17 protein-coding genes are annotated in these 21,031 nt (G+C 59.3%); all 17 read right to left on the minus strand.

The features are described from left to right. Nucleotides 1-43: 43 nt before the first annotated feature. Nucleotides 44-859, minus strand: a complete 816-nt coding sequence (locus BLR44_RS25690; protein ID WP_089687792.1) for an alpha/beta fold hydrolase — start codon at nt 857-859, stop codon at nt 44-46. 162 nt (nt 860-1,021) lie between these two features. Continuing rightward, nucleotides 1,022-1,840: an alpha/beta hydrolase gene (locus tag BLR44_RS25695; RefSeq protein WP_089687793.1), complete on the minus strand. Its 819-nt coding sequence runs from the start codon at nt 1,838-1,840 to the stop codon at nt 1,022-1,024. A 168-nt stretch (nt 1,841-2,008) separates the two neighbouring features. Beyond that, nucleotides 2,009-2,764: an alpha/beta fold hydrolase gene (locus BLR44_RS25700; RefSeq protein ID WP_245706175.1), complete on the minus strand. Its 756-nt coding sequence runs from the start codon at nt 2,762-2,764 to the stop codon at nt 2,009-2,011. Nucleotides 2,765-2,837: 73 nt separating this feature from the next. After that, the gene (locus BLR44_RS25705; RefSeq protein ID WP_089687799.1) at nt 2,838-3,830 is read right to left on the minus strand and encodes an alpha/beta hydrolase; all 993 of its coding nucleotides are present in this window, start codon (nt 3,828-3,830) and stop codon (nt 2,838-2,840) included. Nucleotides 3,831-4,214: 384 nt separating this feature from the next. Continuing rightward, nucleotides 4,215-5,123 carry an AraC family transcriptional regulator gene (locus tag BLR44_RS25710; protein WP_089687992.1) on the minus strand — a complete coding sequence of 303 codons (909 nt, stop codon included), beginning with the start codon at nt 5,121-5,123 and terminating at the stop codon, nt 4,215-4,217. Between the two features lie 309 nt (nt 5,124-5,432). Continuing rightward, nucleotides 5,433-7,361, minus strand: coding sequence for a sigma 54-interacting response regulator (locus tag BLR44_RS25715; RefSeq protein WP_089687802.1), 1,929 nt, complete (start codon nt 7,359-7,361; stop codon nt 5,433-5,435). After that, nucleotides 7,358-9,733, minus strand: a complete 2,376-nt coding sequence (locus BLR44_RS25720) for a tetratricopeptide repeat-containing sensor histidine kinase (RefSeq protein ID WP_143017476.1) — start codon at nt 9,731-9,733, stop codon at nt 7,358-7,360. The genes BLR44_RS25715 and BLR44_RS25720 overlap by 4 nt, the downstream gene beginning before the upstream one ends. 4 nt (nt 9,734-9,737) lie before the next feature. Beyond that, nucleotides 9,738-12,047: a tetratricopeptide repeat-containing sensor histidine kinase gene (locus BLR44_RS25725; RefSeq protein WP_089687807.1), complete on the minus strand. Its 2,310-nt coding sequence runs from the start codon at nt 12,045-12,047 to the stop codon at nt 9,738-9,740. Nucleotides 12,048-12,361: 314 nt separating this feature from the next. Continuing rightward, entirely contained in the window at nt 12,362-12,907 is a 546-nt protein-coding gene (locus BLR44_RS25730) for a YceI family protein (RefSeq protein ID WP_176956210.1), read from the minus strand. Nucleotides 12,908-12,920: 13 nt separating this feature from the next. Next, nucleotides 12,921-13,877, minus strand: coding sequence for a ring-cleaving dioxygenase (locus BLR44_RS25735; protein ID WP_089687813.1), 957 nt, complete (start codon nt 13,875-13,877; stop codon nt 12,921-12,923). Then, entirely contained in the window at nt 13,874-14,221 is a 348-nt protein-coding gene (locus BLR44_RS25740) for a cupin domain-containing protein (protein WP_089687816.1), read from the minus strand. Before BLR44_RS25740 ends, BLR44_RS25735 begins: the two co-directional genes overlap by 4 nt. A gap of 243 nt (nt 14,222-14,464) precedes the next feature. Next, nucleotides 14,465-15,529 carry an ACR3 family arsenite efflux transporter gene (gene arsB, locus BLR44_RS25745; protein WP_317042814.1) on the minus strand — a complete coding sequence of 355 codons (1,065 nt, stop codon included), beginning with the start codon at nt 15,527-15,529 and terminating at the stop codon, nt 14,465-14,467. Between the two features lie 2 nt (nt 15,530-15,531). Next, nucleotides 15,532-16,320 (minus strand): metallophosphoesterase family protein, encoded by a 789-nt coding sequence (locus BLR44_RS25750; RefSeq protein ID WP_089687820.1) that lies wholly within the window; start codon nt 16,318-16,320, stop codon nt 15,532-15,534. Between the two features lie 3 nt (nt 16,321-16,323). Continuing rightward, complete coding sequence (locus BLR44_RS25755) at nt 16,324-17,037, minus strand: low molecular weight phosphatase family protein (protein WP_176956211.1); 714 nt, start codon at nt 17,035-17,037, stop codon at nt 16,324-16,326. 53 nt (nt 17,038-17,090) lie between these two features. Continuing rightward, the gene (locus BLR44_RS25760) at nt 17,091-17,420 is read right to left on the minus strand and encodes an ArsR/SmtB family transcription factor (protein WP_089687823.1); all 330 of its coding nucleotides are present in this window, start codon (nt 17,418-17,420) and stop codon (nt 17,091-17,093) included. A 239-nt stretch (nt 17,421-17,659) separates the two neighbouring features. Further along, nucleotides 17,660-19,096 carry a DUF1593 domain-containing protein gene (locus BLR44_RS25765; protein WP_089687826.1) on the minus strand — a complete coding sequence of 479 codons (1,437 nt, stop codon included), beginning with the start codon at nt 19,094-19,096 and terminating at the stop codon, nt 17,660-17,662. Between the two features lie 388 nt (nt 19,097-19,484). Further along, a complete protein-coding gene (locus BLR44_RS25770) occupies nt 19,485-20,570 on the minus strand; it encodes a replication initiation protein (RefSeq protein WP_089687829.1) in 1,086 nt (361 codons plus the stop codon). Between the last annotated feature and the right edge of the window lie 461 nt (nt 20,571-21,031).

The following is a 21,031-nucleotide window of genomic DNA, read 5'->3' on the forward strand; positions in this document are numbered from 1 at the left end:
TTTTAGGCAAGCAGCTTCTCGGGCCGTTGGAAAAAGAACGTGGTCAGTTGAGCTTGCTGATGTTGAGCAGGATCGTAGTCGTTTCCGTAGGGCGGGACAAGAAAGGACAGTGCCCGCTTTCGATCGGATAGATTCGGGTGATGCCCGCCGCGGTAAACATCATCTCCTGAAAATCGGGTCCCAGGTTGTTGTCCTGCAACGTGTGGATGAAGTACTTGTCCACCTTTCCCCAGTTCCGGTCGGTCACCGCAATCGGATCGTCAAACGGCGGGGCCGGTTCGGGTTGATACTGGTCCAGCACCAGTTGCTGTAGAGCGGGCGAGCCGTCCTGGATGAAGATGGGCACGATCTGATCGGACTTGATGCCGAAGGTCAGAAAATCTTCCGAAGGTTCCAACGCCGGGCCCAACAACGACTCCGTGTTGTAGGCGGCCAGCTCGAACAAGGTCTGTCCGTTGCCGGGCACAAACGCACCGACGTACACCAGCTTGTCGATTTTGTGGGGAATCTGTTCGGCCACCGCCGTCACCACCGCTCCACCCATGCTGTGCCCGACCAGAATGACCTTGCCGGGGATTTTTTTGATGGCGCTGACGACCGTCTTCTTGTACAACTCCATGGAAGTTTCGGCGGGAGGCGTTGGGTCGTCGCCGTGCGCGGGGAGCTGCACCACCACCACCTTCTGCCCCAACTCGTTCAGTTGGGCTTCGACAAACTGCCAAGCATACGGCGCCTGCCAGGCCCCGTGCACCAGAACGAACGTGTCGGGCGGGTGCGGAGACTCACAAGGTGGGTCGCAGGCGGTGAGCGCACACAGCAGCAGCGCCGTGCTCAGCCCGGAGACATAACGATTTTTCATGGGAGAAACGAATTCAGGAAGTGAGAAAGATGGAGGTATAGGGGTTCTGGCGGCACGGTTAGGCGGACTCTGGTGCCGAACCCAAGCGAGACGAACGCAGGAGAAGCGGTTGCAGCAGGCACCGGCCGCTTCTCCTGCGGAGAGCGGGCGGAATAAGAAAGATCAGACCGCAGCGGGCGCTACGGGAGCAGCACTGAGCTTTTTGAGCCAGTTCAGAATGTAATCGGCGTCTTCGCGCCAGGTAGCTTGTCCCAGCACAAAGTGGTTCCGCCCTTCAAATTCCTGGTACTCCATAATGGAGTTGTTCTTTTGGTAATGGTTAAAATTCCGGCGGTTGAGGTGCTCGGGGATGATGTTGTCGAGACTACCGGAGGTCAGCAGAAGCGGCGGGTGTTCTTTCTCGAAATCGACGTGCGCCGCACTGCTCAGCCCGCCCCGCGCCACCACCTTCGATTCGGGAATCGTGTTGGCTTCGTAGGCGGCCTTTTGCTCTTCCAGGGGCATCTCGTTCACAAAGGCGTACTGCCAGTCTTCGAACGACATCAGGTAGGTGTCGTCGAGCGAGGTGAGGATGCCCAGCACCTTCCAACCCGCCTTCAGAAACGAAAATTCGTACGGGAACACGCCCTGTGGCGGTACGGAGTGGATGGCTACCCCCGCGGCTACCAGGTCGCGGTTCACCAGAATCTGCGTGATGAGGCCGCCCAGCGAGTGGCCGATGGCGATGGGCCGTTCCGGCAAACTCGTCACAAACCGGGCGTAATGGTCGACCAGTTCGTCGAGGGTCAGGCGCGACAGCCCCAGGTTTTTGTCGGGATGCAGCGCCCGAAGTTCCTGCGGGGAGGCGTCTTTGAATGGCCACGGCGGCGCGTAGGTCGTGTAGCCACGGCTCTCAAAGTAGAGTTTCCAATTGTCCCAGCCGCGATGCGTCACAAACGCGCCGGTCACAAATACGATGGTTTTGCTGTTGACGGGAATCATGGGATGTGTAGTAAAGCGTTGATAAAAGGAAGCGAAAGAAAAGCGCTCCCCACGGCCACCGGGACGGCCACCGGGACGGCCACCGGGACGGCCACCGGGACGGCCACCGGGACGGCCACCGGGACGGCCACCGGGACGGGAGCGCTTCCCCCAACACAGGGAACAGGGTTATTTTTCCTGGGCGTATTCGTGCACGTCCACCTGCCGGGCCGCTTCGGCAATGAAGGCGGCCACCCGCTCCGGCTGGGAGAGCATCGGCACGTGACTCGTATTGAGTTCCAGCGTCGTGGCGCCGATCTTTTTGGCCAGGCTACGCTCCAGGTCGGGGTTGATCATGCGGTCGTTGCCGGCCACCACATACCAGGAAGGCCTGGTTTTCCAGGCGGCGTGGGTCACCTTTTCCTGCAAGGCCGAAAACGCCTGCGGTCCCTGCGTCACCAGGATCAACTCCCGCTCGGCTTCGGGCAGATCCTGCGCAAAATCCTCGTAGATGCCTTTGCGCGTCATGCTCACGAAGCCGTATGCATCGGGCCGGATTTCGTCGTTGCCGGGCGTTGCCGGAGCGGTTTGCACCAGTTCCAGAAACGACTGTCCTTCGTCAGGGACGGCGGCCGCCACGTAGACCAGCCCCTTCACGTTCGGATCGTTGCCCGCTTCGGTGACCACCACGCCGCCCCACGAGTGACCGACCAGTAACACCGGTCCGTCCTGCAAGGCGATGGCGCGTTTGGTGGCGGCTACGTCGTCGCCCAGGGAGGTCAGCGGATTCTGCACCGCGATTACATGCAGCCCCTGTGCTTCCAACAGGGGGATGATTTTGGCCCAGCTCGATCCGTCGGCCCAGGTACCGTGCACCAGCACTACGTTTTTCACACCGCCGCCGGTGCGTTGTGCGTCCGCTTCGTGCGTGAGGGAGAGTGTCATACTGATCAGGGTTAGTGCGCCCATCCAGGCGCGTGTCGAATTTTTCATCACCGTTACCGTTAGAGAAGGACGATCAGCCCAGGTACTTTTTGAGTTCGGCCGCCGCCTGGGTAAACAGGGACCGGACGGCAGGCAGCGTCGCCAGGGCGTTCAGCAACCCGAAGTCGTGAATCATGCCGTTGTAGCGCACCGTGGTCACCGGCACGCCGGCTGCGTCCAGTTTCCGGCCGTAGGCCTCCCCTTCGTCGCGCAGGACGTCGCTTTCGGCCACCTGAATCAGCGTAGGCGGCAGCCCCTGGAGCTGCTCCACCGACGCCCGAAGCGGCGAGGCGTAGATCTCCTTGCGCTGGTTCGGGTCGGTCGTGTACTGGTTGTACATCCACTTCATCAGCGAGGTGGTCAGGAAACGATCTTCACCAAATTCTTTGTACGACTCCGTCGTGAAATCCGAGTCCACGATGGGCCACAGCAGGATTTGCACCTTGAGGTGCGGCCCGCCGTTTTCCTTGGCTTTGAGGCAGGTAACGGTGCTCATATTGCCGCCCACGCTGTTGCCGACGATGCCCAGGTTGCTGCCGTCTACGTTGAGTTCCGCCCCGTTTTCGGCGACCCATTTGGTGGCGGCGTAGATCTCGTTGATGGCACGCGGATACTGCGCTTCCGGCGAAGGTGTGTAGTTGACAAACACAGCCGCGTAGCCCGACTCCACCACCAGGTCGCGGACCAGCCGTTTGTGGGTGGGATAGTCGCCCAGAATCCAGCCGCCCCCGTGGATGAACATGAACGCCGGCAGCGTCTCGGTTACCCCTTCCGGCCGGACCACGGTCAGCTTGATCGAGTACCCGTCGGCGGTGATCATCCGCTCCGACTCTTCAATCCCCGACACGTCGACGTCGACCGAGGCCTGCGCGTTGATCAGCACGTTGCGGGCTTCTTGTTTGGATAAACTCTCGACGGGCGGGCCGCCGGCATTCAGGACTTTCAGAAACGCTTTGGTGCCGGAATCGAGACGAGGGTCCTGCGCAAAAGGAACAAGGGTTGTGGGTTCTAAAATTGCGTTGTTCATGATGTGATGCATTTGAAAACTAAAAAGAGGGATAACTCAAAAAAAGAAGCTGCGGCCGCAGTACGTGAGTAGAACGAGAGCAAGGTAGCGCGGCCGGACAGGGAAGGCAATTGACAAACGACGGCTCCTGATGTACATATCATCGGCCTTGGTTTTCAGGGCTTTTGGCGTGCCTGAAACCCCAAACCACTCCTTAGGAAGAGGCGGTATCAGGTATCAGGTATCAGGTATCAGGTATCAGGTATCAGGTGGTAACGGAACTTGGGTTCGTGTGATGCGACGTTTCTGGCCTGCTTGAGTGCGCTTGTAAGCTGAAATGATTTTACTTCTCCTTGCGCAAAATGAGGCGCGTGCCGGGCGCGGGGGCGGCCTGGAAAGTCAGCGTTACGTCCCGTATTGACAGGCTACTTCTTTCTTGTAGTCGGTAAAGCTGGAGCCGGTGCCGTTCTTAAAGAATTTGCTGAAATGCGCCGCGTCCTCAAACCCCAGGTTGTAGGCAATCTGCTTCATGCTGCCCTGCGTGTAGGAGGCCTGCCGCTTGGCTTCCAGCAGAATGCGCTGTTTGATGTGCTCACTGGCGGGCAGGCCCGAGCTTTTCTTGACGATTTCATTCAAGTAATTGGGCGTCACGCACAGGGCGCGGGCATAATCGGCCACCATCTTTTTCGTGGCAAACTGCCGGTCGAGCAGCGCCAGAAACCGCGTGACCAGTCCGGCCTGGGGTTGCTTTTCTGGTGCAGGAGACACCTGCTCAAACTGCCGGGCCAGGTAGATCAATAAAATCTTCAGGAAGCCCCTCAAAAGTTCGCTTCGCATCAGAAAGTAATTCTCAAATTCCTGCTGAAGCTTGTTTACCAGAAGCTGAATTTCTTCCCGCAACGCAGCGTCAACCGCGCCGACGGGGTCGTGTGAAGCATTGTAGAACAGGCCGCTGTGAAACAACAGGTCGTGGTTGTCTTCCGTCCGGCTGAGAAACTCGGCGGTGAAGGCAATTACGTAACCCCGCGCGCCCTCGTCGGCCTGAAACAGATGTACCTGCCCGGGCGTCAGGCAATGAATCGTCTGGTCGGCAATGGGGTACTTGTCCAGGTCGATCAAGTGGTCGCCCCGGCCCTCCGTCACCCAGACGATTTCGAAATAGGTATGGCGGTGGGGTACCGAATGCTGCGGCCAGCGATGGGTCCGGACCCACTCCAGCGTACGGATTTCAAAGGGAAGAAGGCTGTCCACCTGCACGATGTCAGGGTCGGTGGCGGACGTAAACTGCGAAGTGAGGTCAATCGTTCGGATCATCACGGGAATCGTTGAAGTGAGCAGTACGGGAAGGAAACGGCAACAGCACAGGCGCCTTTTGCCGTGGTGGAGCGGAGGTGGGAGCAGAAAAGCCGGACGCAATGCACGTGTCTGTTGACCCCGCGACAAAAGCCATTTGTGTGCCGAAAGGAGGTCGTGCGGCAAAAAGAGCGGAATCCCGACCGGTTTCTTGGAATAGGTAAAATCGAGGTGTGCGGAGAACAACTCGCCTTGGCGCGCATCGCTAAAAACTCCGAATTTTTCGGAGGTAGGAAGGACGGATCTCCGAAACGTTCGGAGGCTATTTTGCTACGGTTGGTGCTTGGCGATGCCCAACCGCGCCATCCGCGATTCCAGCGTGGTGGGTTTGAGGTTGAGCAGTTCGGCAGCCCCACCCGCCCCGCGAATGCGGCCGTGGGTTTGTCGCAACACGGACGTGATGTACTCCCGCTCGGTGTCGTCCTGTAGTTTTTTTACGTCGTCGAGGGTCTTGACGGCGGGCAACGCTGCCGGTGTAGAAACAGACGGCGCCACGCGCGGATGGCCCAGCGGGCGAGGCAGCGTGAGCGGCGTGTGGCCGTCGTTCAGAATGACCGCCTGTTCCAGGATGTTTTCCAGTTCGCGGATGTTGCCCGGCCAGTCGTAGGCGGTTAGCGCAGTTAGCATCGGCTCGGCAATGCCCGGAAACGGCTTGCGAATTTTCGCAGTCACCTGCGCGGCAAAGTGGTGCGCCAGCGCCGGAATGTCTTCTTTGCGCTCCCGCAGCGGGGGCAGTGTCACCGGAAAAACGTTAAGGCGGTAGTACAAATCAAGCCGGAAGCGTCCCTCTGCCACCTCTTTCTCCAGGTGGCGGTTCGTCGCCGCGACGATGCGCACATCCACCGAAATCGGTGCCTGTCCTCCAATGCGTTCGATCTCTTTTTCCTGCAGCACGCGCAGCAGTTTCACCTGCATATCGAGGGGCATTTCGCCGATTTCATCCAGAAAAATGGTGCCGCCCCGGGCTTGTTCAAACTTCCCGACCCGGCGGGCGATGGCTCCGGTAAACGCTCCTTTTTCGTGACCAAACAACTCCGACTCGATCAGGCTGGCGGGCAGCGCCCCACAGTTGACCTTCACCAGCGGTTGGGACTTGCGAGGCGAGAGGTCGTGCAGGGCACGGGCGATCTTTTCTTTGCCCGTGCCGCTTTCGCCCAGGATCAGAACCGACGTATCGAATGGAGCCACCTGCGCGACCTGGTCCAGCACCTGCAGCAACCGGTGGCTGCGTCCGATGATGCCGTCGAACCGGGAGGCCGCTGGTCGCGGGAGGGGCACCGGGACGGCCGGGGCGGGAGTTTCTCCGGTCACGTGGGCCAGGAGCGCGGGACGCAGGCGGTTGAGAAGCGCAACGTGGGAAGCGGTGTACGTATCGGGCGTGCGGCTGTAAAAAGCGAGACGGAAGGCGCCGTTCGGCAGCGGCAGCGGGACGTACAGCCGGGCGGCCACATCGAAGGTGGTGGCCAGAAATTGTTGCAGCGGCTGGGTCTGACGCAGCTCCGCAAAGGCGTCGCCGTTGTGCCAGCCGGATTGCGCCTCTGCGGGCATCTGTGTATACAGGGTTTGCAGGTCGGCTTCCGAACGTCCGGAAATGGTCGACAGGGCACGCGCGTCCAGCATCTGGTACTGGTCAAAACCGATGCGCAGCAGGCTGCTCCACCGCGACGCCTGAGGTCGATCCAGCGTCACCACCAGGTAGTCGAACGGCAGGGCGTGCTGCAGAATGCGGGCCATGGACCCGAGCGTCTCCTCCCAGGTAGACGCTTCGTTCTTCAGTTCCAACAGTTGCGCCTGAAGGCGCGCTTCCTGCTGCAGCCGCGCTTCCAGGCTGTGTTCCAGCCGGTAGCGGGCGATTTCCAGGGTGACCAACACATCTTTTTCCCGGAAGGGTTTGACCAGAAAACCGTACGGCTGCGTGGCCTTGGCGGCCTCCAGTACTCCCTGATTTGAGTTGGCCGAAAGGTACACAAACGCGATGCCCTCATCGGCCAGCTGATACGCCAGGTCAATGCCCGTCTGCGCCCCTTTCAGGTAAATGTCGAGCAACACGAGCCGGGGATGGTGCAGCTGCAGGAGCGCCTGGGCGGCCGGAACCGAGTTGGCAATGCCACACACCAGATAGCCCGCGCGTTCCAGCATGAGGCGGAGGTCGTTGGCGACGATGAACTCGTCTTCGACAATCAAAATTTTTTCACTCATAACCCGTACGATTTTCCTGCGGCAAGCGGCAGGGTGTGGGGCATTGGCGTCTTTTCTTCTACAAAGGTCACCGCGACGGTAAGGCCGCCGCCGGGCGTGCTCTCGACACGAAAGCATCCTCCCAGCTGGTGGCTGAGGCCCTCCATCAGGCTCATGCCCATTGAACCACTTTTTTCCCGCGCAAAGTCAGGAAACAGCCCCACGCCGTTGTCGGCGACCGAAAGGCGATAGTGGCCCTCCTGCACCGCCTGCAGGCGAACCGTGATGAGGTCGGGCGCCCCCCGCTGGGGAAAGGCATACTTGATGGCGTTGGAAATGGCTTCGTTCAGAATCAGCCCCAGCGGCACGGCCTGCGCCACGTCCAGCTCCACCGCAGCGATGTCCAGTTGAAACGGGATGTGCTGCTGCTCGTCCAGGCTCTCTTGCAGGTAGGTAACCAGTTCGCGGATGTAAGCGGGCATGTGGATCAGCGCCATCCGATTCGACTGGTAGAGTTTCTGGTGCACCAGCGACATGGCCTGCATGCGGTGCTGGCTCTCGCGGATGGCGTGGCGCGCGGCCGGGTGCTCCAGGTAGGCCGATTGCGTGTTGAGCAGGCTCATGATGATCTGGAGGTTGTTCTTCACGCGGTGGTGTATTTCCTTCAGCAGCCATTCCTTTTCCACCAAAAGCTTCTGCTGTTCTTCCAGGGCCTGCTGCAGCGAGCGGGTGGTGGCCAGGTTCTCGGCTTGTTGCGCCTGGAGCTGCCGGTTACTGCGCTGTTTGAAGCGGTAGCGGTTGAAGAGCAGCCCGACGATGAGCAGCATCAGGGTCAGCCCCCCGAAAGAGACGTTGCGCGTCAGGGCCGCTTGCTGCAACCGGGCGGTCTGGATGTCGCGTTCCCGGGTCAACAGGGCAATGTCCTGTTCTTTCTGGTCGGTTTCGTACTGAATTTGCAGTTCGGCCAGCTGCCGACTCTGGGCTTCCTGCAACAGCGAATCGCTCAAGGCTTTGTACCGGTGAAAGTGCCGGAGGGCCGACAGGTAATGGCCCGACGCAGAGTCGACCTGCGACAGCATCCGGTGAACGTCCCGCACGCGCGACAACGGGACGCGCCCCGGTGCCACCAGCGCCTTGGGCAGGTAACGGGCCGCATCGGCGAACCGCTGCCGGTCGAGGTAGAAGGCGCCCATTAGAAAATAAGCATCCGACGTAATGATGTTGCCGGGGGGCTGCTGCTCTTCCCACTGCACCATTTCCAGGTAGTACGCTTCTGCCCGGTGCGACTGCCCTAACGCGTGGTAACACTGCCCCAGGGCGCCCGCCACGCTGGCTTTGTCGGCCACTTCGACGGGGGGGTAGCGGGTAGCGATGTCCTGCATCAGCGCCAGGGCCTCTGCGGCCCGCTCCTGTTGGATCAGGCCCCGTGCCAGGTGCCAGGCGATGCGGTACAGGGGATCGTGCCGAAACCGGTGCATTGGATTGAAAAGCGGGTGGTGCGCGTAGGTGTTGGGGTACTGGGCACGCAGCGCGCCGAGGGCCTTCCGGTACCAGACCAGGCTTTGCTCGGTTTGCCCCAGCTCCCGGTACACATGCCCCAGCCGGGCGTAGAAAACCCCCGCCGCTGTGCTGTCGCCACCGGCTTCCATCGACCGGACGGCCTCGGTGGCGTACGACAAGGCTTTGGAAAAAATGCCCAGGGAAGAGTAGACTGCCGCCAGTTCGTTCAGAAGTTCCGGCGGGGGTGCCTGTCCCGCCGTTTGGTAGCGCTGCTGTACGTCCTGCAGCTCCTGCGCAGCCTGCGCGAGCGCCCCCTGATGGAAATGAACCAGAGCAAGGGCCTGAAGCGCCTCCCGTTCCCCTACCCGATCGTGCAACTGCCTGTACAACGCGTGTGCTTGGTCCAGGCTGTGCAGCACCCGCGCGAAGGTGGAATCGTGGAGCGGGATGCTGTTGCCCAGCGTCAGCCACGCTGCGGCCTCCTGACGGGATTCGTGGGCCTGCCGATAACGGTCGATGACCTGCCGGAAGCACGCCTCCCCTTCTGCCAGCTTCCCGCCTTTCAGGTGCACCTGCCCCAGCAACATGCCGCTGGCCTGTTGGGACGCCCGGTCGTGCAACGCCTCGCTCAGCCGGTACGCCTGTTGGGCAAAGAAGAACGCACTGTCTAGGTCAAGGGACACAATGCCCGGCCGTTCCAGGTAGCGCTGGCTCAGGTGTAGCCACGCGTCGACCCGGTTCGTGTCCAATGGTGTGATGCGCGCGGCGTAGCGCGCCTGCAGCGACATCCAGGCGGCTCCCCACAGCGTCAGCACGACCCACACGCAACGTCGCGTTTTTAGGATGGACCGGACGGCCGCGCCACGGGTTTCGGAGGTAGGGTACGTTTCCAAAGACCTAGGATTCGTGGTGCCAGGGAAGGGCCACCTGCCGCGACGGCTCGGGTTGAAACGCGTTTTCGTCCGGAAACGAAACGAGCAGCGTCAGGCCTCGGCCGGGCCGATTGTCGAGCTGCAGCTGGCCGTTCAACTGTTGGCTGAGTCCCTGCATCAGGCTCATGCCCAGCGACCGGCTGTGCGCGACCTCAAGTTCCGCCGGCAGGCCTACGCCGTCGTCGGCAATGGTCAACCGAAACTGCCCGTTTGCCTGGGACAACACCAGGGAGATAGTCCCGCCGGTTTCGCCCGGAAAGGCGTACTTCAAGGCGTTGGTGATGCCCTCGTTCAGGATCAGCCCCAGCGGCACGGCCTGTGCCACGTCCAGTTCGACCGGCACCACGTCGAGGCGAAAATGCAGCCGGTAAGCCACGTCGAAGCTGTCGCGCAGGTAGGTCACCAGGTCCTGGATGTAAAGCGGCATGTCGATCCGCGCTACGTTCTCGGTTTGGTACAGCTTCTGGTGGATCAGCGCCATGGCCTGCATGCGGGCCTGGCTCTCGCGAATGGCCCCCAGCGCCGCCGCGTTGTCGATGTAGGCCGACTGGGAATTGAGCAGACTCATGACGATCTGCAGGTTGTTCTTCACGCGGTGATGGATCTCCTTCAGCAGCCACTCTTTCTCCCCCACCAGCTGCTCCAGCGACTGATTTTTCTGCTGGATTTCTTCTTGCTGCGCCTGCAATTGCCGATGGCTGCGCTGTTTGAGGCGGTAGCGGTTGAAGAGCAGACCGACGATGAGCAGCATCAGGGCCAGCCCCCCGAAAGAGACGTTGCGCGTCAGGGCCGCTTGCTGCAACCGGGAGGCTTGCAGATCCCGCTCCTGGGTCAGCAGCCGGATGTCTTGCTGTTGCAGCTTCAGTTCCTGGTCTTTCTTGTCGGTTTCGTACTGGATCTGCAACTGGGCGATCTGCTTGCTCTTGTTCTCGTTGAACACCGTATCCTGCCAGGCTTTGTAGTGCTGGTACTGGTCCAGGGCCGCCCGGAAATTGCCCTGAGCCGAGTCGAGTTTGAACCCGTAATAGGCGGCATCGGCGAGATACAGGGGCTCGCTGCTCAGCTCCGCATGCTGTTGAAACAACTGCAGGTAGCGGCGCGCCCGTTCGTACTGCCGGGAGTCCAGAAAGAAGCGAATGGCAATGTGATAAATGTACCGATGGTAGGTAATGGCCGCATCCTGCGCGAGGGCCAGCATCTCGTCACAATAGCGTTGCGCCGCGTCGTATTGTTTCAGCACCTGATGAATGGTCACAAAGCTCATGAGGTACTGCAACCGGTCCAGGTGCTCTGGGCTTTCCCGGGCCGGATACTGCCGGACCAAGGCTTCGTGAAACGCCAGGGCTTCGTCGGGGCGGTTCAGTTTCAGGAGGGTGTTGACGATGTTTTTATCCAGGTAGATGAGGTTGCTCTGGTCCTGATTGCGTTGGATGATGGCCAGCGACTTGCGGAAGTACAGAAGCGCCGGCTCCCACTCCGACAGGTTGTAGTACGTCAGGCCGAGGCGGTTGTAGATCGTACTCATTTGCGACGAAGAATCCTGAAGCATTTCGCCGGTTTCCACGGCCAGTAGTCCGTACCGCAACCCTTCGCGGGTGTCGCCCATGATGTTGTAAATCGAGCCCAGCAGATCGTAAACGCCCTGTACCCGGGGAAACGCAATGGACTCGTACAAACGGAGCGCTTCTTTGAGGTGGGCAATGGCCTGCGGAAACGCGCTGATGACGTGGTGCAAATCGCCCAGCTCCTGCAAGCATTCGGCCTGTCTCCGCACGTTGTGGGTTTGCGAAAAAGCCACCTGGGCCTGTTCCAGCAAGTGCATCCGTTCGTAAAAATCCTCCTCGGTCGTGTAGATCGAATAATAATGGCGCTTTTCCAGGTAAGCCTCGCCCAGGTCTTCCGGCCGATACAGGTGCGTAAAGAGGGCAATGGCCTGATCGATGTACCGCAGTCCCCGCTCGCGCTCGCCCTGTTCGCGGTCGGCCTGCGAGTAGAGCCAGTAGCTTCTGCCCAGGCCGACCGAATCGTGAAGTTGTCGGCTGAGTTGGGCAGCCTGATGCGCTAGCGCCCGCGCGCTGTCCAGGTCGGCGGGAACCTCGCCGGGTTTAAAAACGTGGTGCCGGGCCAGTTGCAACAGAAGCGTCACCCGATGGGTGTCCGGCGGGCTCTGGCGAATGGCCTCTGCCAACTGCCGGGCTTCCGGGGGCGTCAGGTGCTGACCCAGAAGTGCCGAAGAAACGAAAAACCCCAGGAGCAACCAAAGCAGCGTAGGCATAGCAACGAAGGATAGAGGTCGAAAGCAAAAGCAGGCAAGCGGGCAGCGCGGGAAACGCCCCCGTTCAGGACGCCGGATCGAGGTGGCACCGCTCCGGCATGGGCCAGCAGCGGCGGAAAAAATGCTGGGGCTCAAGATACTCTATTTTTCAATGCGTTCGACAAAGCACCGGCACTTGCAGGCCAATACGCCTTCTGCTCCACCCCGGCGAGGGCGATAGAAAAGTTGATTCCACAAAGGCTACACGACGCCCGGAAAGTCCTCGGCCACTGGGAGGCGCGGCCCTGGCGGATCGACGAAAAGGGGGGTAGCGCTCATCGCACCTGCAGCAGTTGCAGATCGCCGTAGACCTGCACTTCTTCCGACAGCAGCGGTTGCCCTGCGTCCGTCACCTGATTCCAATCCAGATGTAAAAAGCGCCGGTTAACGATGGTCTGAAACGAAAAGCCCGCCCGGGTGTTTCCGTAGGGGTCGACCGCACGGCCCAGGTCCTGCACCAGCAGCTGCGTTACCAGCGTTGTGTCTTTTACGTCCAGCAGCCCCGCCACCCGCAACCCCTCTGACCGACGGGTCACCGACGTGGACCGAAACCGGAGGACCGGGAAACGGGTGACGTCGAAAAAATCGGCCGACCGCAACTGGGCGTCCCGTACCGCGTGTGCCGTATCGACCGAATCGGCATAGAGGATGACCTCGGCCGTGGCATCCTGAAAATCGTGAGCGGTGGTCCGAATCACGCCTTCCAGTTGTGTGAACCAGCCCGTGACCGGCGCCAGATCCAGGTACCGGACTTCGAAACGGATGCGGGAGTACACCGGGTCGATCACCCAGGTCTGGTGGAGGGGCAGCGCTTCGCGCAAAGCGGTAGGGTATTTAGTCCCGGAACGGATCGATCTGGAGCGAAATGGGCGTCAGCAACCCCTCGATGGCGCTCCGGTTAGGTTCCTGCCACGGCGGAAGTTTGAGCGCTTCGCCCAGGTGCTCCGGGGCTTCGTCGACGGCAAAGCCCGGCGGGTTGGTCGCCACTTCGAACAGCACGCCCCCCGGCTCCCGAAAGTAGATCGAATGGAAATACTGCCGGTCGAGGACGGGCGTGGCGTTCAGGCCGGCGCGCAACAATTTTTCGCGGATTTCCAGTTGCGACTGGTCCGTGGGCGTGGCAAACGCGACGTGGTGGATCGTGCCGCTTCCCCCCTGGCCGCGCATGCTGTCGGGCGAGCACAGGACGTCGACCAGATCGCCGGGTTTACCGCTCGGCGAAAACCGGAACCGGTTGCCTTTTTCCTTCACCAACTGGTGGTCCATCTGGCCGACCAGCAACCCGGCCGTCCGTTCGTACCCCTCTTCGGTCAGCGCCACGCTGTAAAAGCCTTTCACGGCGTATTCCAGCGGAATCTGTCCGTAGCTAAAGCCGGGACGGTCGTCGTGCGCCGTCGCCACCAGTTCCAGACCCAGCCCGTCGGGATCTTCGAAGGCAATGAACTGCTCGTCGTCAAAGCGGTCTTCCGGCGGCGTGTGGGCAACGCCGAACTTGGTCAGTCGTTTGGTCCAGTAGTCCAGCGCGTTGGCCGGGACAGAGAAGGCGGTCACCGTGAGTTGTCCTTTCCCTTTGCGCCCCCGCATCAGCCCCTGGTACGGAAAGAAGGTCATGATGGTGCCGGGGGCGCCCTGTTCGTTCCCGTAGTAGAGGTGATAGACGTCGGGCGCGTCAAAGTTGATGGTCTTTTTGACCATGCGCAGGCCCAGAATCCCGGCGTAAAAATCGAGGTTTTTCTGGGCATCGGAAGCAAGGGCGGTCACGTGGTGCAGGCCCGTAACGAGTGCAGTCATACTTGTATAAAAAGAGATTTTCGAGGTTGTGGTGTCAAATTACGGGTCCGGTGGCCTTTGCCGGTGGTATCTTCCACCAACAGAAGTTGCCCGGCCCCGAACGTGCGAACGTCGCCGCGGCTGGTCGTGATTTCGATTTCGCCATCCAGCAACACGATGAACTGACGGGCCGGTGCCGTATGAAAGTCCCACGCGTAATCAGCCCGATTCTCGCGGAACTGCAACGAGGTCACGGGAAATAGCGCCGACAACGCCCCGACCGTGCCCCGGTCGGTCAACGGAACGTCTACGTCCTCGAAGTGGGTGTCACCGGCCGCATCGCTATAAAGTCGGGTATAAGTCATGCAATGACAGGGTTGGCTTTTTAAGACGTACGCACCCCGGCGCCGGTGGTTCGGCACGGACCTCAGGGCGTTCGTACGCTGGCAAAACTAAGGGCGTCTGCAGGGGAGAGCAATTGCCAAACTATGGTTTGTCAGGTACATATCATCGTGGCCCCCGGTTTCCGCCTCACTACGCGCAGGGAGCACGGAAATCGACGGGGAAGCTGAAAAATGCCCGCAAGGCCAGGGGCTCGCCACGAGCGGTCAGGCGTACCACCGCTTCCGAAACCAGAAAGCCAGATTGACCAGCAAGATCAGGGCAGGCACTTCCACCAACGGCCCCACCACCCCGGCAAAGGCTTGCCCGGACTCGATGCCGAAGACGCCCACGGCCACGGCGATGGCCAGTTCGAAGTTATTGCCGGTCGCCGTGAACGAAACGGACGTATTTTCAGCGTAGGTAGCCCCCAGCCGACGCGACAACCCAAAACTCAGCACAAACATCACCACAAAGTAAATCAGAAGCGGCACGGCAATGCGCACCACGTCCAAAGGAAGTTGTACGATCAACTGTCCCTTCAGGCTGAACATCACGACAATGGTGAACAGCAGCGCGATCAGCGTCAGGGGACTGATGCGTGGCAGGAACTGCCGCTGGTACCACGTCTCTCCTTTCGTACGAACCAGTGCAAAGCGCGTCAGGAATCCCGCCAGAAACGGCACGCCCAGGTAAAGCAACACACTTTCGGCAACCTCGCCCATGGTCACGTCCACGGCGATGCCTTCTACCCCAAAATAGGGCGGCAACACCGTGATGAACAGCCAGGCCAGGAGGCTGTAGAACAAGACCTGAAACAGGCTGTTGAGGGCGACCAGCCCCGCGGCATATTCTTTATCTCCCTGCGCCAGATCATTCCACACAAGCACCATGGCGATGCACCGGGCCAGCCCGATCAGAATCAGGCCGACCATGTAATCGGGGCGGTCCGACAAAAACAGCAAGGCGAGCGCAAACATCAGCACCGGGCCGATGAGCCAATTGAGCACCAACGACAGGGTAATCACTTTCACATTGCGGAACACCTTGCCCAGGTGCTCGTAGCGCACTTTCGCCAGCGGCGGGTACATCATCACGATCAGGCCGATCGCAATGGGAACGTTGGTGGTGCCGACCTGAAACCGGTCCACGACCGCATCCACATCCGGGATCAGGTTGCCCAGCAACACGCCCAGCCCCATGGCCAGAAAGATCCACAAGGTTAGAAATCGGTCCAGTACGGACAAACGCTTTTGCTTTACTGCCTGTGTAGGCATTACTTCTTCCTTCATTCTTAGTAAGCTCTTCGTAACATCTGGGCATACGCATCCGGCAGGGGGCTTTGCTCAACCGCTTTGGCCGCTTTCTCTACATCGTAGGCCACCCGGACAAACGTTACTTCAACCGAAGCGGGGTCCTGCCGGGACAGCGATTCCTCCAGCCGGACCAGCACATAACAGGCTCGGGGATCGCCGTCTTTGGGTTTGCCGACCGAGCCGATGTTGATGGCATGACGGAAACGGGTTTCCTCTCCTACCTCATAGGCCAGTTTGCGGTGATAAGGTTTATGCGTATGCCCCAAAAACAGGATGTCGGCCTGGGCCTGCTCCATGGTGCGCAGCAAGCTTTCCTCTCTGCGGTCTTCAAACAGGTACTCGTTGATGCGGCGCGGACTGCCGTGTACCATCAGGAGTTGAAGCTTGTCGGATTGTGCGGCCCGCGGCTGAAGTTCAAGCTCCAGCCGCATGTGGCGGGGCAGCGTGCGCAAATAGCGACGCTCGGCCTCTTCCACCCAGGCGTTGGTGCAGCGGATCGAGACGGCCCCCATGGCCTTGTCTTCGTCGGTTTTGTAAGCACAGCCGCAATCGTCACTGTGCAGGCCAATGCCTTCGTCGTAGTTGCCCGCCAGCGTAGGAATCCGGCGACGGCGGATTTCCCGGATGACCTCATTGGGCCAGGGCGCATACCCCACCAGATCGCCTAAGCAGTAGATTGCGTCCGGCTGACGCTGATCGAGGTCGGCCAGCACCGCTTCTAAAGCGGGCAGATTGCCGTGAATGTCACTAAAAAGGGCTAGGAGCATGAGTTAGCGGTTTTCTTCCTGGGCTACGATTTGCTGACTTTTGATGTAATCGAACAGGTAAAAGGTTTCGCGGGCAATCAGCCGACAGGTGGCTGCATACTGCGCCGCTTCGGCGTCGGTCCCGTCATAGTAACGCGGATCATCATAAGGCAGGCTGACCCGTTCCTCCGCTCCCGGAACGATGGGGCAGGAACCATCGGCTTCCGAGCAGACCATAATGGCAACAAACTCCTCATGTGGGTTCTGGGCATCGTCGTATTTCTTCGAATACATCAACACCTGCGGCATACCTTTTCCCAGATGGGCTTCATAGGTGGGGTTCTGGGGCTGCCCATGTCCGGCAAGCATGAAACCGGCCTGGCGTAGGGCTTTAACGGCATTGGGATGAAAAGCAGTGGTTTCTAGCCCCCCGGAATAGGTCTGAATCTCTCCCACTCCGTAATAGTTGGCGGCGGCCAGAGCCCAGAGCTGGCCCATCTGACTGCGGCGAGAATTGTGAGTACAAACGTAGAGCAGCTTGGCGGGGCGTCCGGCCTGGCGCTGCGTCACTACATAATCACCGATCTGGTGTAGGAGTTCTTTGCGTTCGGTAGAAATCTGGCTGAATTCACCTGGCAGGGTAGCACTGTAGCGGCGGAGAGATTTGGTCAGGGAAGGGCTTTGCCCCAGCGTCAGGAGCGGAAAAAGCAGGGATGCGGAAAGGAGTAGCGTTTTCATACAGGAGAGTTCACGTTATTTTGTAATATTACGTTGTTGTTAAGCAAATTTTTTTAGCAACAGGACGGCGGCGGGGTATACTTACCAAACAGCCGTTCCAAAAGTTGGCGGGCTTCCCCCCAGGCGTCTGCATCGATGCAGTAATTGACTTTGGGTCCTTCGATTTCGCCCTTGATCAGGCCAGCCTGTTTCAGTTCCTTCAAGTGTTGGTTGATCGTGGAGGGCGAGAGGGGAAGTTCATCGGCCAGTTCCGTGCTGATGCAGGTCTGATGTTCCAGCAAATATTCCAGAATGGCCACGCGGGCCGGATGGCCAATGGCCTTGGCCAGGGCAGCCAGTTGGTTTTGCCGCTGTTCGAACAGTTCTGTTTTCGTGATTCCCATACGATACATTGCAATATTACGTGAAGAATGCGTGCCGTGCAAACAGTGGAACAGAAACTGCTCTCCCCCACCTAGGTAGTGGTGTTCGCTATTCCCATTGTTCGCAGGTTCAGTGGTGTTGCAATTGGCCTCATCAGGAGCTCACGTGCGGCGATTCAAGTTCTGTGCGGACACCTTGCCTCCTGCCTTGAAAGGTCATGCCAGCCGTGCCTCATGCAACTCTTGTCTCGGCAGGTTGATCAGGGTTTCTTCTTCTTTCGCGTGTACGGGGTCGGCTCGAGGATGATTCTGCGGTAGCTCGTCAACACAGGCGTACCCTTGTCGGTCACTTCACAAATGAGGTGAAAACTTTTTCCTGCCGCATCGGTCGGGATCTGAAGCGTGATCTGACTTGCGTTCGTGTCGGTCAGCGTCACCTCCCCCGGGTAGGTACCGGCCTGCGTCAGCACCCACCAGCGGTACGTCAGCGGATCGCCATCAGGATCGTGCGAGGCCGAGGCATCGAGCGTGATGGACATTCCCGAAGGAGGGGTCAGCCGGAGAAAGTCCAGGCCAGAGTCGCCGTTGAGGACGACTACGGGATTTCGATTGCCCGTCCCGGTGTGTGCCCAATCCATCCGGGCGGCAAAATTGTTGAAGATCGCCGGATAGAAATAGGCTTCGTACTTCCGAGAGAGGGCGCGGGCGCTGCTTTCGCCGTGGTTGGTATACGCGTATGTCTTTTGGTCTTCGGTCAGGCCCCACGCAAAGTAGCCACCCCAGCCGCCATGGGTCGGGTGCTCAGGATCGTTCAACCCGTTGGGCAGCACGTAGAGGAACGAGGGCGTGTCGCCTTCTACGCCGAACTTGTACTTAGGGTACACCTCCCCCAGCTGCCCATGGTGCTGAATGTGCATTGCGTACTGCTCCCAATTTCGTTTGCCGGTACCGTTCTGGTAGGCCCAGGCGGATTCATCCCAGAGGAAGAAGAGCGACTTGCCAAACGCCTGCCGCATCCACTGGTGGGAGCTGATATCAAACGGCGTGCGCTGGTCGCGGTCCTGATCGGTGATGGCGTAAAACCGAATCTTCGCAAGAAACGCCTGAAGCTGCGCCGCAGTGCGGTCCTGCCGTACGCGCCAGAGCGCCTGGGCAAAGGTGTTGCCCCCGCCCCACGCCAGCACCCACAGCGGACGCTCGTCCGGTTCGTCGGCCAGGCGGATGATCAGTTCGCTGCCCGGCGAGTCGTTGTCCTCCCCGATAAACGCCATCCCACGGTTTTTGCTGCCGAATACGGTGCGCGCGCGCAGATAGTCGGCACTCGGCCAGGAGCCGATCCGTTGTCGCAACTCATCGGTCGCGAGTTCCGTTTGCCCGGAGCGTTTCTGCAGGTTGGGCAGGTCTTTTGCGTACGCGTCGGTCGCCACGTGAATCAGGTCGAAGAACTGCACGCGGGTACTGTCCAGACTCCAACCGGTGGTATAGACCAGCCCTTCGATTTCGAGCAGATCGGCGTGTACCAGGAGCCGCACCAACGATTCGCTGTCGTCTGTTTCCCAAGTAGATACATCGGTAAGTACCAGGATGCGTGGTTTCAAGGGGGCGGCCGAAGGCGCTTTTTTCGACGGGGACTGTGCGCTGAGGGCGTGCGAAAAGGTGGCACACAAAACCAACAGCCGAAGCGGTGTAAATTTCATAGGGACTGTGAGGTGTAGAAAGGGGCGTTACGGTTGCATTGAGTTAAAGCAGCGTCCCGTCGGTATGGCGGGCGAAATCTTCCTTTAGCTGTGATCCCCACCTGGAAACGTACTTTGTCCTGGCCTACGGGCGCAAGTCTTCCGCCAGGAAGCTCCACCACCTTGCCATGATTCGAGCGTGCCTCCATGGATAGAGTTCCGAATCCTTGCTGAACGGGACTTCTTTTTCAACGAAGCAAAGTAATCGATATTACTTATATTTACTTTTGCTTTGTTTTAATTTCTTTTTATTCCGTTTTAAAGACTATTACCAGGTAAAGCATAGTAAAAGCGCTCCTGATCGTAGTGATGTTCTGGAGTCTATCGTAGGAATCTGAAGCTTGTGGGACTACTCGGCGGCTTCTGAGGTGGATAGGTCGCACAACATTTTGTGAATCAGGCCTCCTCGCTTCTTAAGCTGACTGGCAGAAGGTCGGCCGCTGGCCGGCAACGCCTGACTTTTTTTCACCTCATGCACCACGGCAATGACCTGCTTGGTGGTCAGTTCACCCGCCCGCATGCTACGGTACCACCGCTCGCATCCCTGCGCATCGACCCCGTTGGTCACCAGCATCCGGGCCGCCAGCAGCACGTCTTCGGTCGGAAACCGATCGGTGGGCTCGAACCGCTGGCCGTATTGCACGTCGAAAACCGGATTGTCCGGATGCCAGAACAGCTGCCCCTCCTCGTGCGCGGCGGCAGGAAAAAGCTCCAGTTGGTCGTGCTGTTTTTTGATTGTGAACCGGATGGCAACCGCCCGGCGCTTGTGCGTAATCAGTTCGTAATCGAAGGCCATGGACGTATGGGCTAGTTCGCGCTGGGCCTGGTCGATCACCCGCTTGCGAAAATCGACAAACCGGTTGTACTGATTCTCCAGCTTGAACATCCGCTTGAGCTCCTCAATTTCGATCTCGCGCACCCCCCCTAGCCCGACGTGCTGTTTCAGTAGCCAGTAGATGCGGTACGAGTAGTGGCTGTTGAGGCTCAGGAGCTCGTCGAGCCCTCCCTGGGTAAACTCACCCCGCAACTGCAACAGAAAAGGCATAATCTGAGGCGAAAGGTGCGCCCGGATCTTGCCGCTGCCATCCACGTACTCCATGGTGGTGTAGATGACGTACCCCCGGTACCGGCGCTTGGTGCCGCCGTTGTTGCTGGTCACAATGTCCTCGATCTCAAACTTCTTACCCAACAACCGGCTACAGGCGTCGCGTATTGTCTGATAATCCACCCCCCCCAGCGAATACTCCAGGACGTCGCGGACGTCGATTTCCACTTCGCGAAATTCTTCGTCGTCCTGCTTAATCGTAGCGATGGTCTTCAAAAAAATACGCTGTTCCAGGCGTTCGAACGTGAAGCGCGCGTTGACCAGTTTGTTGCTTTGCCACACCCGTTCCCGGGACGTGGCGGAGGCGGGAGGTGAGGAGTTCTTTGCCATAGAACCAAAGATACAAATTGGTAGACAATAGTTTTAGCCTGTCCACTGTCACGGGGATGATGTCCACCATGCCTCTTGATAATGATAGAGAAGCGTAAGCCGGTTGTGAGGAACGGCTCTGACCCCATCTGTAGGAATTGAAAGCAAGATTGCCGACGGGGATGATGTCTACCTTTCACGGGGGTGATGTCCACCCATCTACCTTCCAATGAAGGCCACGGGGATGATGTCCACCGTCACGGGGATGGCGTCTACCGATGACGGGGATGACGTCCACCATGCACGGGGATGGCGTCTACCGATGACGGGGATGATGTCCACCGTTCACGGGGATGGCGTCTACCGATGACGGGGATGATGTCTACCGATGTCGGTATAACACACTGATTGTCAATAACTTACAGTGAAGTAAAAGGAATAAAAGGAGAAAAGAAATTAAAAAGATAAAAAGGAGAAAAGCC

It is taken from the genome of Catalinimonas alkaloidigena (assembly GCF_900100765.1).
Taxonomy (GTDB): Bacteria; Bacteroidota; Bacteroidia; order Cytophagales; family Flexibacteraceae; genus Mooreia; species Mooreia alkaloidigena.

Bases quoted from the DNA above. Each gene is read 5' to 3' on its own strand.
- BLR44_RS25735 (WP_089687813.1), bottom strand. From the start codon at position 13,877: ATGACTGCACTCGTTACGGGCCTGCACCACGTGACCGCCCTTGCTTCC.
- BLR44_RS25750 (WP_089687820.1), bottom strand. From the start codon at position 16,320: ATGCTCCTAGCCCTTTTTAGTGACATTCACGGCAATCTGCCCGCTTTA.
- BLR44_RS25725 (WP_089687807.1), bottom strand. From the start codon at position 12,047: ATGCCTACGCTGCTTTGGTTGCTCCTGGGGTTTTTCGTTTCTTCGGCA.
- BLR44_RS25765 (WP_089687826.1), bottom strand. From the start codon at position 19,096: ATGAAATTTACACCGCTTCGGCTGTTGGTTTTGTGTGCCACCTTTTCG.
- BLR44_RS25740 (WP_089687816.1), bottom strand. From the start codon at position 14,221: ATGACTTATACCCGACTTTATAGCGATGCGGCCGGTGACACCCACTTC.
- BLR44_RS25690 (WP_089687792.1), bottom strand. From the start codon at position 859: ATGAAAAATCGTTATGTCTCCGGGCTGAGCACGGCGCTGCTGCTGTGT.
- BLR44_RS25705 (WP_089687799.1), bottom strand. From the start codon at position 3,830: ATGAACAACGCAATTTTAGAACCCACAACCCTTGTTCCTTTTGCGCAG.
- BLR44_RS25695 (WP_089687793.1), bottom strand. From the start codon at position 1,840: ATGATTCCCGTCAACAGCAAAACCATCGTATTTGTGACCGGCGCGTTT.
- BLR44_RS25715 (WP_089687802.1), bottom strand. From the start codon at position 7,361: ATGAGTGAAAAAATTTTGATTGTCGAAGACGAGTTCATCGTCGCCAAC.
- BLR44_RS25770 (WP_089687829.1), bottom strand. From the start codon at position 20,570: ATGGCAAAGAACTCCTCACCTCCCGCCTCCGCCACGTCCCGGGAACGG.
- BLR44_RS25700 (WP_245706175.1), bottom strand. From the start codon at position 2,764: ATGACACTCTCCCTCACGCACGAAGCGGACGCACAACGCACCGGCGGC.
- BLR44_RS25760 (WP_089687823.1), bottom strand. From the start codon at position 17,420: ATGGGAATCACGAAAACAGAACTGTTCGAACAGCGGCAAAACCAACTG.
- BLR44_RS25755 (WP_176956211.1), bottom strand. From the start codon at position 17,037: ATGAAAACGCTACTCCTTTCCGCATCCCTGCTTTTTCCGCTCCTGACG.
- arsB (WP_317042814.1), bottom strand. From the start codon at position 15,529: ATGAAGGAAGAAGTAATGCCTACACAGGCAGTAAAGCAAAAGCGTTTG.
- BLR44_RS25710 (WP_089687992.1), bottom strand. From the start codon at position 5,123: ATGATCCGAACGATTGACCTCACTTCGCAGTTTACGTCCGCCACCGAC.